The sequence below is a fragment of the Sphingobacterium sp. UBA5639 genome (assembly GCF_002421245.1).
In the GTDB taxonomy this organism is placed as follows: domain Bacteria; phylum Bacteroidota; class Bacteroidia; order Sphingobacteriales; family Sphingobacteriaceae; genus Sphingobacterium; species Sphingobacterium multivorum.
This window is the reverse complement of sequence record NZ_DIJR01000005.1, coordinates 423997-436984: the sequence shown is the minus strand read 5'-3', so window position 1 is coordinate 436984 and position 12988 is coordinate 423997. Positions and strand designations below refer to the sequence as shown.

Annotated in this window: 10 protein-coding genes; 4 read left to right on the top strand and 6 right to left on the bottom strand. The window is 40.7% G+C overall.

Features of this window, described 5'->3' with window-relative positions; genetic code table 11:
* The first annotated feature begins 319 nt into the window (after positions 1–319).
* Positions 320–910: a riboflavin synthase gene (locus B4Z90_RS05655; protein WP_070569767.1), complete on the top strand. Its 591-nt coding sequence runs from the start codon at positions 320–322 to the stop codon at positions 908–910.
* A gap of 88 nt (positions 911–998) precedes the next feature.
* Here B4Z90_RS05655 and B4Z90_RS05650 read toward each other — a convergent pair whose 3' ends face one another.
* The gene (locus B4Z90_RS05650) at positions 999–2798 is read right to left on the bottom strand and encodes a chloride channel protein (protein ID WP_070569765.1); all 1800 of its coding nucleotides are present in this window, start codon (positions 2796–2798) and stop codon (positions 999–1001) included.
* 6 nt (positions 2799–2804) lie between these two features.
* The gene (locus tag B4Z90_RS05645; protein WP_046675858.1) at positions 2805–3743 is read right to left on the bottom strand and encodes a hydrogen peroxide-inducible genes activator; all 939 of its coding nucleotides are present in this window, start codon (positions 3741–3743) and stop codon (positions 2805–2807) included.
* 226 nt (positions 3744–3969) lie between these two features.
* On the opposite strand from B4Z90_RS05645, the gene B4Z90_RS05640 reads away from it, so the two are divergent.
* Complete coding sequence (locus tag B4Z90_RS05640) at positions 3970–6132, top strand: S46 family peptidase (RefSeq protein ID WP_070569763.1); 2163 nt, start codon at positions 3970–3972, stop codon at positions 6130–6132.
* A 162-nt stretch (positions 6133–6294) separates the two neighbouring features.
* On the opposite strand, the gene B4Z90_RS05635 is transcribed toward B4Z90_RS05640, so the two are convergent.
* Positions 6295–7473 (bottom strand): MalY/PatB family protein, encoded by a 1179-nt coding sequence (locus B4Z90_RS05635; protein ID WP_070569761.1) that lies wholly within the window; start codon positions 7471–7473, stop codon positions 6295–6297.
* A gap of 203 nt (positions 7474–7676) precedes the next feature.
* Between B4Z90_RS05635 and B4Z90_RS05630 the strand changes: the two genes are divergently transcribed.
* Complete coding sequence (locus tag B4Z90_RS05630) at positions 7677–8069, top strand: diacylglycerol kinase family protein (protein ID WP_070569758.1); 393 nt, start codon at positions 7677–7679, stop codon at positions 8067–8069.
* Here B4Z90_RS05630 and B4Z90_RS05625 read toward each other — a convergent pair.
* On the bottom strand, positions 8043–8531 hold the full coding sequence (locus B4Z90_RS05625; protein WP_070569756.1) for a hypothetical protein: 489 nt from the start codon (positions 8529–8531) through the stop codon (positions 8043–8045). The two genes, B4Z90_RS05630 and B4Z90_RS05625, sit on opposite strands and share 27 nt — an antisense overlap.
* Positions 8532–8797: 266 nt before the next feature.
* Between B4Z90_RS05625 and B4Z90_RS05620 the strand changes: the two genes are divergently transcribed.
* The gene (locus tag B4Z90_RS05620) at positions 8798–8986 is read left to right on the top strand and encodes a hypothetical protein (protein ID WP_112374468.1); all 189 of its coding nucleotides are present in this window, start codon (positions 8798–8800) and stop codon (positions 8984–8986) included.
* A 153-nt stretch (positions 8987–9139) separates the two neighbouring features.
* On the opposite strand, the gene B4Z90_RS05615 is transcribed toward B4Z90_RS05620, so the two are convergent.
* Positions 9140–10873 carry a thiamine pyrophosphate-dependent enzyme gene (locus B4Z90_RS05615; RefSeq protein ID WP_070569752.1) on the bottom strand — a complete coding sequence of 578 codons (1734 nt, stop codon included), beginning with the start codon at positions 10871–10873 and terminating at the stop codon, positions 9140–9142.
* Between the two features lie 302 nt (positions 10874–11175).
* Positions 11176–12957 (bottom strand): DUF4091 domain-containing protein, encoded by a 1782-nt coding sequence (locus B4Z90_RS05610; protein ID WP_201303507.1) that lies wholly within the window; start codon positions 12955–12957, stop codon positions 11176–11178.
* Between the last annotated feature and the right edge of the window lie 31 nt (positions 12958–12988).

Here is a 12988-nt window from a genome sequence, read left to right as displayed (position 1 = left end):
CAGCGCCTCCCAACCACAGTATTTAACTCGTGCATTATTTAAATTTACTATGTAATAAGGGAGCACTCCTTTGCTTCGTTTTATCAAGCACTCTTATTCTTTACAGGTTCAATTGGATGCATAAACAGGGTCCGAAATGATGGATTGCCCTTTTTAAAGATCCTTTTAACAATCGCTATAACGATCCTGCTAGTTTGAACATCAAGTCCAGTTTCAACTAGCATACGCCTGACTTATCGCGACAGTATTTGTGCGACCTTAACAATCATATTTCATTTTTTTATTTAGTAACTTTGGAAACAATCAAAAATAAAATAACATGTTTACTGGAATCATAGAAACCTTAGGAAAAATAGAAAATATCGAACAGGAGAAAAGTAATATCCATTTTTACGTCAGTTCTGCTATTTCCAATGAACTTAAAATAGACCAAAGCGTTAGTCATAATGGCGTTTGTCTTACTGTAGTAGGATTAAACAATGATCTCCATAAAGTGACAGCAATTGACGAAACCCTACAGAAGACAAATCTGGCTCAGTTAAAGGTGGGCGATCTGATCAATCTGGAACGCTGTACTTTGGCAGGCGGAAGATTTGATGGACATATCGTTCAGGGACATGTAGATCAGACTGCGCGTTGTATCCAAAAGAAAGATGAAAATGGTAGTTTTATTTTCACCTTTCAATATGATGTTTTCAAACAAAATATCACCGTAGAAAAAGGATCCATTACCGTAAATGGTATCAGCTTGACAGTAGTCGATTCTAAAGACGATCAGTTCTCCGTTGCCATCATTCCATATACGTTAGAGCATACCAACTTGCAGCAGGTTGAAGTGGGGAGCACAGTCAACTTGGAGTTTGATATCATCGGGAAATATGTCACGAAGATAATGGCTTTGCGCGCTTAAAAAATTCACTGTTCTTCCTTGGGTTTAAAGGTAATCCAAGGAAGTTCATCCTTACACGCTTTATTCGGGTCCTAACTGTCTAATTGATTTATTCCAAATAGTGCCCCTGACGGATCAGTAATGCGCGATATTTATTGAATACACTCGATTTGGAAACAAAGCCCATATATTTATTTTCGTCCCCTAAAACCGGAAGTATCCACGTATCGTCCTTATTCATTTTAGCCATCACGATTTCCATGTTTTCGTTGATCCCAACGGTATCATTTGGCTTCTGCGCTAATTTCTCAAAGGTGGTATCTCCCCCATCCACTTCGCCCAATAAGACTGAAAATAGAAACTCACTATAAAGAAGTCCCATAAATTTGCCCTCATAATCAACCACGGGAAAGATATTGCGTTTACTATGGATGATGTCTGTTTGTCGACCTTTTGGTGTTTCGTCAGGGCGTAAGATCACAAAATTAGTTTCCAATACATATTTAATCCGCATCATACTTAACACGGATCGATCCTTATCTTCATAAGAAATCAGATCGCCAGACTCGGCCAATACCTTGGTGTAAATGGAATGCTTTAGCACGGCTCGATTAATCAAATAAGAAATGGAACAAACCAACATCAATGGAACCATTAACGTATAACCTCCGGTCACTTCAGCAATCAAAAATATGCCCGTCAACGGCGCATGCATAATGCCGCTCAACGCACCGGCCATCCCCGCTACCACAAAATTTGGCACATTTAACTCGGCTATTCCGGTTAAGTTTACACCATACGAAAATGCAAATCCTAATAATCCGCCCATGACTAAACTTGGTCCAAATACACCACCATTTCCACCGCCATTTAAAGTAAATAATGCGGCAAGGGACTTTCCAAATAAAGTCAATATCGTATAACCCAGGACGACTAATCCCATATCTTTATAGTCTGAAAACAAACTGTTCTTAACAATCGAGTTAAACTGACCATTCAGAATCTGCTGAATGGTAATATAGCCCTCGCCATACAGTGCCGGGAATACAAAAATCATCAGACCTAAAGCAATTCCACTGACCCAGACTTTATTATAGGGATTCTTAATCTTAGAAAACCATTTACCCACACTTCTGGAAACACGTGCAAAGTAAATCGTATAAAGCCCAATCAACACGGCCAACAAGAGGTAAAATATTAAGGCCGAAACCTGCCAGTCGGAATTGAATGTGCTGAATAAGGGTTCATTATAAAGCACACGAGAGACAACAGAAGCTAATGCTGATGAGATCAGCAAAGGAATGAACACGGGAATTGAAAATTCTGGAAGCAAAATCTCGATGGCAAAGATCATTCCGGCCAAAGGGCTGTTGAATGCACCCGAAATTCCTGCTGCTGCACCGCAAGCCAATAACATGGTAACTTCCTTATACTGCAGTCCAAAAAAACGGGCGATATTAGAACCGATAGAAGATCCGCCCAAAGCAACTGGTGCTTCCAAACCACAGGAACCGCCAAAGCCAACGGTTATAGCTGAGGTCACTACCTGAGAATAAATATTACTGGGATCCAATCGGCTGCCTTTCCGACTGATGGCATAGATAATGGGTGTAATCCCATGTTCCATCTTCTTCCCTTTCAGAAATTTGCGAACAAAAAACACGCTGAGCAATATTCCGATCAATGGAAAAATTAAGTAAACTGAGTATTTTACTTTCCAGTCGATATCATCTTGTATAGTCGTTGCAATAAAATGGGTTAATCTTTTCAGTACAGATGCCATAATACCACCGACAATTCCAACCAAAAATGCGAGTATAATGATAAAGTTCCGATTCGAAACTTTCTTCATCCGCCATTGATTGATCTGGTCTATTTTTTTAAAAAAACGTCTTTTGAGGTTTCCCATATCGTTCTATTGAAAGCTCAACACTTCCTTCTTCTTTTTTGTTTTGAATTTATCGGGTACTACGGCCAATATTTCTCTTTCCAGCGCCTGGATGGCCTGTCTCTTCACATAGTTCTGTGTGGTCACCAATGATATCTCACGTACCGGTTCTGGTGATTTGAAATAACGGATCCGATCCAATTGCTCATCGGAATAATCCCAAATCGACAATTCAGGTAATATGGTGATGCCGTCGTTGATATCGACCATACGTTTTAAGGTCTCTACGCTACCGGTGTTATATTCAAATCTTCCTGTAAGATCTTGATTGTGTTTGTGGTGACAAATATTAAGTACCTGCCCACGCATACAATGCCCCTCATTGAGCAACCAAAGTTTATCATCGGCAATATCATCGCCACTCAGTATTTTTTTCGGAAACAGGGGGCTATTGACGGATATATAGGCGACAAAATTTTCGTAAAATAAGGGCGACTCCAAAATCCCAGGGTCATTTAAAGGAGTAGATAGCACACCACAGTCCAAAAGTCCGACCTTCAATTCATGCACAATCCGTTCTGTCGTGTATTCCCATATCTGCAGTTGTAGCTTCGGATATTTTTCCATAAATGTGGTCAGCACATTCGGAAGTAAATATGGTGCGATTGTCGGGATAACACCGACCCTTAGCGTGCCCTCAATTTCCCCTTTTTTATCCTGTACAATCTCATTGATTTTTCGGCTTTCCGTCAATACCATTCGAGCTTGAAGAATAATTTTCTCGCCGATTTCTGTAGGAACAACAGGCTGACGGCTCCGGTCAAAGATTTTTGCCCCTAAAGACTCTTCAAGTTTTTGTATTTGCATGCTCAACGTAGGTTGCGTGACAAAACATTTTTCTGCAGCTGCAACAAAACTTCGGTAGGTATCAACAGCTATAATATATTCCAATTGGATTAAGGTCATCTTACTATCTTTAAAGCACAAAATTACGATTCCTGTCGTAAACCAATGTCAAATCCTTTACAATTAAAGTCAACAGGGGTATTTGGCCTGCTTATTATACAATAAATACCTTGCCAAAAAGATCCTGTATATCCACTATTGTTACATTAGTTCACATAAAAAATCGATTTCATCGAAATGCTTTTCTTAAATTTGGAGATTTACAACAGTTGATAGTTAAAATCCTATGAAGTTTATAAATCGTACGACAATTGCACTAGCTTTATTCTTAACCATGGCAAACAGTCCTTATAGCAAGGCAAATCCTGATGAGGGAATGTTTCCATTGAGCGAATTAAATAGAGCTGGATTGAAGAAAGCTGGATTAAAGATCAGTGAGAGAGACATCTACAATCCTGGTCAGGTCGGACTGGTAGATGCCCTGGTTCAAGTCAGTGGATGTACCGGATCGTTTGTCTCAAACCGTGGTCTGATTATTACCAATCATCATTGTGCTTTTTCTGCCGTTCAACTTGCGAGTACAGCAATCAACAATTACCTAAAAAACGGTTTTGTCGCACAAAATCAAGAGCAGGAAATTGAGGCAAAAGGATTAAAAATAAGAATTACCGATTCTTATGAGGATGTTTCCGCTAAAATATTAAATGCTGTCGCCAACATCAGCGATCCAGTGGAGCGTATCAATACGATCAAACGTAAACAACAAGAACTGGTTAAACAAGCTGAAAAGGAAGATCCGACGATTAAAGCTGAAGTATCGGAAATGTTTATCGGCAAAAGTTATGTCCTATTCCGTTATAAAACAATTGAAGACGTTCGTTTAGTTTATATTCCACGTCAAAACATCGGAGAATTTGGTGGAGAGACCGATAACTGGGTATGGCCACGCCACACGGGAGATTATTCTTTTCTGAGAGCTTATGTCGGCAAAAACGGAAAATCTGCACCTTATTCTAAAGATAACGTTCCTTACCAGCCCAAAAAACACCTTAAAGTCAATCCAAATGGTGTACGGGAAAATGATTTCACCTTTATCCTTGGTTATCCCGGAAAAACATTCCGACACAGACCAGCACAATATATTCAATATCAACAGGAATATCTTTTGCCTTACGTATCCAACCTGTATGATTTCCAAAATAAACAGATGGAGGAAGCAGGAAAAGACAATACCGATATCGCCTTGTCCTTGGCAACACGCATAAAACGTAATGCGAATGTATTGAAAAACTATCGTGGTAAACTCAAGGGCTTACGAGGAATCGACTTGCTATCGACAAAAAAACAAGAAGACGAAGCACTGGCAGCGTTTATCTTAAGTAAACCCGAATTGAAAAACAAATATGGAAGTCTACTCGCTGATATTGATGCCTATTATCAGCTCAGTGATCAAGATGCCCTGAAAGAACTTTGGATCAACAATATTTACAACAGCACAAGCTTATTGAAAGTAGCTCGCGACCTAAACGTTCTGAAAACCAACTTAGCCAAGGAAAAATCATCCCAGGCGGCCAAACAGCTTTTCGATTTAAATATTGAAAAGTTAAAAACAGCACTTAAAGAAACTTACGAAAGCTACAATAAACAGGCTGATCAGCGTATTTTCTCCCGAATGTTGGAAGATGCCATTGCATTCCAAGGTAAAAATCAATTGGCCTCCATTCAGAAATTGCAATTTAATACGGCTACTGCACAAGAATTTGCAACAGAGATTATTCAGAACAGTAAACTTGGCGATCAAAATTACATACTAAATACCGTCTTGGCCAATGCCGATGCACTGCAAAAATTTGACGACAAATTATTGGATTTCCAGAGTAAGCTGAACAATGACATTGTCCATTTCGCCGCAGAGCAAAAAAGACGTGAAGGGGTACTGAACAAATTAATGGGCGATTATGTCGCCGTCAAGGAAATTTTTCAGGCCAAGAACTTTATTCCTGATGCAAATTCAACCTTACGTCTGACTTACGGGCACATCAAAGGCTACTCGCCTGCTGACGCAACCTATATGAAACCGTTTACAACAATCGAAGGGATTATTCAAAAAGGAAATCTTGGTTTAGCAGAATTTGACTATCCGCAAGAAATCAAAACAGCTTACCTCAACAAAAATTTTGGTCCCTATGTTCAAAAAGACCTGGGATCCGTGCCGGTTAATATCTTATATGATATGGATACTACAGGTGGAAATTCAGGATCTCCAATAATGAATGCCAATGGTGAATTAATCGGTGTAAATTTTGACCGTGCTTACGACGCAACAATTAATGATTTCGCTTGGAACGAGAGTTACAGCAGATCCATCGGAGTCGACATTCGTTATGTCCTCTGGGTTGCCGATAAAATTGACAACGCGCATTTTATCCTAAAGGAAATGGGTATCTAATCTGGTCTAAAACAAGGCGCAAGAAAGCCGCTGCATCGAGAGATGCAGCGGCTTTTTTTTGTTCACCACGCTATTTCCGATTCGCCCGGCGGCGTGCCACTACGAACGAAGAATTCACCGTAAATCAGAACCTATTCATCTAACTCAGAATAGCTTCGCGTACTATTTTGCCCCTTGGAGCAAAGAAGAGAAAACAGTCTTCAAACGCAACAAGCCTGTTGTCAATACCTCCCTCGAACAAGCAATGTTGAGGCGAATAAAGTCATCACTCCCCTTCCCGTACATCGCACCTACATTCACCTGCACATGCGCTTCATCCAATAAGAGCTTTCCCAATTTTCGACTTGAAATCCCCAAAGCGGCGCAATCTACCCATACCAAATAAGTACCCTCCAAAGGAAGCACATGCAAAGCAGGCAGATGTTCGTTCATAAAGCCTTTCAAATACAGATAATTTGCATGGATGTAGCTTAAAGCCTGATCCAACCATTCCCCGCCCCACTCATACGCAGCGATCAAGCCCGTAATGGCAAAGGGGCTAATGCTACTGATCTCATTAGCTAAGAAAGCCTGTTGCACCTTCCTCTTGAGTTCAGGATCGACCACGAGGACTGTAGCGACCTGCAATCCCGCCAAATTAAAGGTTTTACTCGGTGCTACACAGGTAATCGAATTCGCCAAAAAGGCTGCACTGATACTTCCAAAAGGAATATGTGTATAGCCTTCAAATACCAGATCGCAGTGAATTTCATCCGAAATGACTAAAACTTGGTGTCGCAAACAGATTTCACCAAGACGTTCAAGCTCAGCTCGGGTCCAAACTCGCCCAGCCGGGTTATGTGGGCTACATAAAATAAATAACTTGACTTTCGGATCACTTGCTTTATGCTCAAAATCCTCAAAATCGATCGTATACTCGCCATTACGATAAATCAGGTCATTGGAAACCACCTGGGCTTGATTGCGTTCTATGGAAGAAAAAAAACAATGATATACAGGTTCTTGCACCAAAACCTTATCTCCGGGTGATGTCAATGCGCTAACCAAAGCCGAAAGCGCCGGTACCACACCGATAACTGGAAGTATCCATTCCGGTTGAAGTACAAATTTATGTCGCCGTGAGGACCAGCTCATCACTGCGCTGTAAAAAGCAGCTGGAATCGTAGCATAACCATATACCGCATGTTGAACCCGTTGCGCAAGTGCATCCACGACTGGTTGTGCTGCTGGAAAGTCCATATCCGCAACCCAGAGTGGAATCAAATCGGCATAATCATGTTGATTCCATTTGACCGATTCGGTACCACGACGAACAATCGTTTTGTCAAAATTATAGATCATACAGCAATTTAATTAAAATTAGGAGGCATTTGCAAAAAAAATATGATAAAGTAAAAGGGGGTTCAGATCGCACGATAAATTACCTAGTGAAGGCTAATATACATAACAAAACTCGCGGACATAATAGACAACATGCAATAAAAAAATCCAGTATACCTGGATAAGCAGAAAGCGCTATCTTTACAGAAAATAGCATAACAACTATGGCCAAAAACAACTTTTCATTCCGTGCCAGATTAAAGAGTTTTCACTATGCTTTCAGTGGGTTGAAAACAGCCTGGCAGGAAGAACATAATTTCAGGGTGCATTGTATAGCGGCCATTATGGCCATACTGCTATCCGTTGTGCTTCACATCAGTACCCACGAATGGATTGCTGTACTCTTTGCCATTGGTTTTGTATTCGTCTGTGAGTTGTTAAATACTGCATTGGAAAATATGGCTGACTTTATCTGTCCAGAACATAACCCAAACATCAAAAAGATGAAAGATGTCGCCGCAGCGGCAGTGATGATAAGCAGCATCACCGCGCTATTGATCGGCCTATTAATTTTTACCCCCAAGCTGATCTCATTGGCCCTTCGTTACATTTTCTAACGCGAATTTCTCATCAAATGCAATCTTCTTCGGATCAACAAAAGACATTTTTCCAGCTTTCTCCTCCATCGCACCATAACCTTCCATTGCACGAGCTTTAGATAATTTAAATATCACCTGGCGGACCGATTCCTGTCCCTCAGAAGAAAAAGTATAATCGGCCGTTAAAATGTCCCCCTTCAATACACCATCAATATGTCCGCTATTACGATCTTTTTCCTTCCAGGCATAGCTAAGATCACCCTGTACCTTTTCTCCATCAACAGTGATTGACAGTGAAATGGTATCGCCATTTTTAAGGTACTGATATGTACTCTTTCCACTAAGAAACCCCGCGGTATCCAATGGTTGAGTAGTTTGAACAGTATCATTGCGTTTCGTTGAAGTAACTTGTTTTTTTTGTTCCTGATGGCAGCCAGCACAACACAGCAACGCTATAAATCCGAAATTGATTATTCTCATCGTCTATTTTTTGTTTGATCGTATAGATAGCAATTCAAAAGAATTTTTGTTTTAAATAACTACCATTTAAAATTTTCAAATTCAAAAAACAAAAAGCAAGCGAATATTGTTTATAAGTTAGATAACAGTCTACTATTTTAGCACGATATAAGCTATTAAAAATAAACAATTTAGTAACAATAAAATTATCGTAGGCTTATTGTAAAGCTAATTTTTATTAGTAAATTGTACATTATAAAATTCAGGAATTCTTAACCAATATTAGTATGAAAGATGTAAGCTTTAAGAAATTTGATAGTGGATGTACATCACTCACAAAATTGTCCATTGAAACAGACTTGGCTATTATTGTTAAAGAGCAAGTTACGATTCCTTCCGAATCCAAAATTGAAAAACTCAGACGCTGTAAAGAAGAGTTACTTAAAAGCCTTTGGTTTGTTCAACGTCAATGTTGAGATAACATTTTCCTTCAAATTTCGACTATCCGCCGATCAGCATCTTATGGTCTGACCGCCACACATTCAAGTCACTTTTAACACAAAATAAGCCCCTCTGCTTTATGCTTCTAGGGGCTTTAAATATATTCAATAATTCGCCGTCACAAGGGATCAAAGCGATTTCAAATGTTTATAGTTCGACTTAATGGTATCCCACACCTCTTCGAAATTACCCGACAACATTAATTTTGCCATACTTTCTGTCATCCCTTTCATTTGACTGAAGGATATTTTGGGTGGCATAGCCAATGCATTGGGATTGGTATATAGATCAATTAGGACAGGCTCATCGACAATCCCAAAAGCCTCATGGATAACACCATCCACCTCCTGGGGTTGAGTCACCGTAAATGCACGTATGCCCATCGCCTGGGCGATCATCGCAAAATCTGGATTGACCATATTAGTTTCCTGATCTTTAAGACCTGATACCTGCATTTCCAATTTAACCATACCAAGTGCACGATTGTTGAAGACGATGATTTTGATCGGTAAGTTATATTGTTTTATTGTTGCAAGATCCCCCAACAACATGGATAGGCCTCCATCGCCACAAAAAGCAATAACCTGGCGCTCAGGATGTGTCAATGCAGCTCCAATAGCCATTGGCATGGCATTAGCCATAGACCCATGATTGAAAGACCCCAGCATGATTCGATCCTTTCGCTGATTAATATAACGTGCTCCCCAAACACAGCACATACCGGTATCAAGCAAGAAAATCGCATCATCATTGGCTTTCTGATCAATGGTATGAGCGACAAATTCTGGCTGTATTGCGCATTCGCTGCCTGAATCCTCCACATACGTCATGAGATCTTCCTTGACCTTTTCATAAGAAGCAAGCTGCTTCTCCAGAAATTTCGTATCCGAACGCGCTTCTACAAAGGGCAATACCGCTTTTAAGGTATGCTCAATATCGCCAACAAGCCCATAGTCTACGATGGATCTGCGCCCTAGCTTTTCACCTTCAATATCAATCTGGATAATAGTTTTGTTGGTCGGTATAAAATCCTTATAAGGAAAATCAGTCCCTAAGAGTAAAATAAGATCGGAATGATGCATACTTTGAAAAGCCGAAGCCATTCCTAGAAGTCCTGTCATCCCGATTTCATTGGGATTGTCGCGTTGGATATCCAACTTTGCTTTAAATGAATAACCTACTGGCGCATGGATCTTTTGTGATAACGCTACAATTTGCTGCTGTGCTTTCTTGGCGCCAACACCGCAGAACAAGGTTATCTTTTCTGCCTGATTGATATATTGTGCTAATCGCCCAATTTCCATCTCTGAAGGTCTAATTTGCGGCTCGGTAAAAAACACCTTCGTTGAAGTATTCATTTGAACCGCTTCCATTTCTGATACGTCACCAGGTAGGCCGATAACTGCAACATCCCGTTTAGAGATAGCCTGTTGTAATGCATTTTGCACCATACGTTGCACCTGCTCCGGCCGAGTGATCATTTGGTTGTAGCAAGAACAATCATCAAACAGTTTGATTGGATTGGTTTCTTGAAAATAATCGGTTCCAAATTCGTAGGTAGCACATGTTGATGCGATCACAAGCATGGGTACACGAGTCTTGTGTGCTTCATAAACACCATTGATCAGATGCACATGCCCAGGCCCACTGCTTCCCGCACAACAAGCGATCCCGTGCAAATCAGCTTCTGCCGTTGCAGCAAACGCCCCCACTTCCTCATGCCTGACATGTATCCATTGCATCGTTCCATCTGCATGAACAGCTTCGTTGAAAAAATTTAAACTATCGCCGGTTACGGCATAAATACGCTGAATTCCCGCATCCTTTAAAAGACCCACAATCTGGTGTGCTACATTTTTCATACTTATACTATAATTTAAGATTTTGTGATAGCGGCATCGTGCAAATTATATTGCCGCTATTTAAGAACAACAATAATGTAGCATAATGGTTTGGGACATTAGCTGAACAGGTCTGTCGTTTCCCAAGCGTATAATCTGGTCGAATGTGCAATAACAGCCTCAATTGGGAGCAGGTATACACTGAGCTCAAATTAAAGCCAACAATTCGCTATACTTGAAATAAAAAGAAATTGTATTCAACAAAAAAAGCTGTTTCAAATTCATTGAAACAGCTTTTTTAAAATGATAGCTTGGATAAATCCTTAGTTGATTTGTCGCGACAACTCATCGACAAAACGCTTTGCATCATTGAGATCTTTATTCCAGTCCGCATAGCGTTTAGCGGTATTTAATTTTGCAATTTTTGCATTTAGCTTCGCTAGGTTGGCTTGATCTTTTGACTTCTCCAACTTGGCTTTCAGAATGCCGACTTTGGTATAATCCTGAATACCTTCCAACATACGCTCGTAACGGATAGAGCTTCTTCCTTGCGGATAAACGATATAGGTGTCTCCTGCCGGCCACGTACGGAACCTTGAATCATGCAGTGGATCCTTCACCCAGGAGTTGAATGCCCAACGCAATGCCCCATCGAAACCTGCCGCCAGCGCATACCAAGCCATATAGGTGGATTCTGCTGGATCCGAGAACGTAAATTGATTTGGAAATTCGTCCGAACAGCACACATAAAATGTCGTGATATATCCTTTTTTACGTCGCTCAATAAGATCGTTCTGATCAAAAGGATCGCCAGCGGCGACGCTGATATCTGTACTCTTATGATAGCGTTGGTAGCTTTTGTGATTATCAGCAAATGCAACACCAAATTCGGGCGCTACTTTTTCCAATAAGGCGATCGCTGGATCCATTTCTTCCCGGCCTCTTTCATCCATCGCAATATTGGTAATCTTTAACCAGCCCTTTGCGGTAATGTGCTTACTAAAATCCTTTAAGAAAGGCGTCCATAGCTCCTCAAATATTGCTGTACCGGGTTTTGCAATCACATTGACCAGTTCATTTTTGCTCTCATCGAAATAATGTACCTCGTTGTTCCATGGTAAAAGCGAATAGCAATTGATCTGTTTGTTGACCCCTAGATCCATCATAAAGTTTACCCATCGATCAAAAACAGTATAATCATAAGCCCAGGAACCGTCTTTTGCCTTCTTCCAGGTGATCATATCCGCATAGGGATCATAGGTCTGTACGTTCCACGCATCCTTATTTAAAGTCGCAGTAATCACTTTTTGCCCAGCAGCTGCAAGCTGTTTCATGGTCGGCTTCAACGCTTCAAAATGTTCATCGCTCCACATCTTCACATTATTGACCCGAGCTACAGCAGAAGGATGTTGCCATTGGTCCAAATGATAAGTCCACTGCGACGATGGCGGCAGCACATGATTTTGAACATTGACGATAAGCTGTAATTGCTCTTTCACCTTGCCATTTTGTTGAACCGAAATTGTCGTTTTATATTGTCCAGCTGCAGCTTCCTTGGGAACCTTTACGGTAATCCATACAGGACGGACTTTCTTCGCTTCAAGGTCATAGCTTTTGAGATCATCCAACATGTCTGCCGAAAGAGAAGCTTTAAAATCTTCTGGCTTACGATGGCCACAGCCACTTGCAAATTCATCAGTCATGACATAACGAACAAAACGCGCTTGTACCGCATCGCTGCCAATCACCTTGCCTGTTGTTGATTTTAATTCACTTGCTGATACAGCGACATGCGCTGTGGCAGCACTGGTCCATAACAATACTTGCGCCGATACTTGTTCACCTTTCCAGGCATCTACAGTCGCCGTACGTTGTGTTGTCAGATTTGGATTGACAGATTTGGGATAACGTTTGTCTATCGATACAAACGACGCATGTAGGCCGGCTTTAACATTCGACCAGTTGGATAATGTATCCTTTGTCGTATCGGCCATTTCAGTAAATGTTGTCCCTGTAGCAAAACGCTGCTGGGAAAATCCCGGATTACTGCCGCAAAATAGCATACAAGCCAGGGCAATAGAAGAATAAATTGTAGTTTTAGGCATAACAGTTATAATTAACAAAACTTTAGCGAAG

Coding starts and splice junctions, on each gene's coding strand:
- B4Z90_RS05655 (WP_070569767.1), top strand. CDS start 320: ATGTTTACTGGAATCATAGAAACCTTAGGAAAAATAGAAAATATCGAA.
- B4Z90_RS05650 (WP_070569765.1), bottom strand. CDS start 2,798: ATGGGAAACCTCAAAAGACGTTTTTTTAAAAAAATAGACCAGATCAAT.
- B4Z90_RS05645 (WP_046675858.1), bottom strand. CDS start 3,743: ATGACCTTAATCCAATTGGAATATATTATAGCTGTTGATACCTACCGA.
- B4Z90_RS05640 (WP_070569763.1), top strand. CDS start 3,970: ATGAAGTTTATAAATCGTACGACAATTGCACTAGCTTTATTCTTAACC.
- B4Z90_RS05635 (WP_070569761.1), bottom strand. CDS start 7,473: ATGATCTATAATTTTGACAAAACGATTGTTCGTCGTGGTACCGAATCG.
- B4Z90_RS05630 (WP_070569758.1), top strand. CDS start 7,677: ATGGCCAAAAACAACTTTTCATTCCGTGCCAGATTAAAGAGTTTTCAC.
- B4Z90_RS05625 (WP_070569756.1), bottom strand. CDS start 8,531: ATGAGAATAATCAATTTCGGATTTATAGCGTTGCTGTGTTGTGCTGGC.
- B4Z90_RS05620 (WP_112374468.1), top strand. CDS start 8,798: ATGAAAGATGTAAGCTTTAAGAAATTTGATAGTGGATGTACATCACTC.
- B4Z90_RS05615 (WP_070569752.1), bottom strand. CDS start 10,873: ATGAAAAATGTAGCACACCAGATTGTGGGTCTTTTAAAGGATGCGGGA.
- B4Z90_RS05610 (WP_201303507.1), bottom strand. CDS start 12,957: ATGCCTAAAACTACAATTTATTCTTCTATTGCCCTGGCTTGTATGCTA.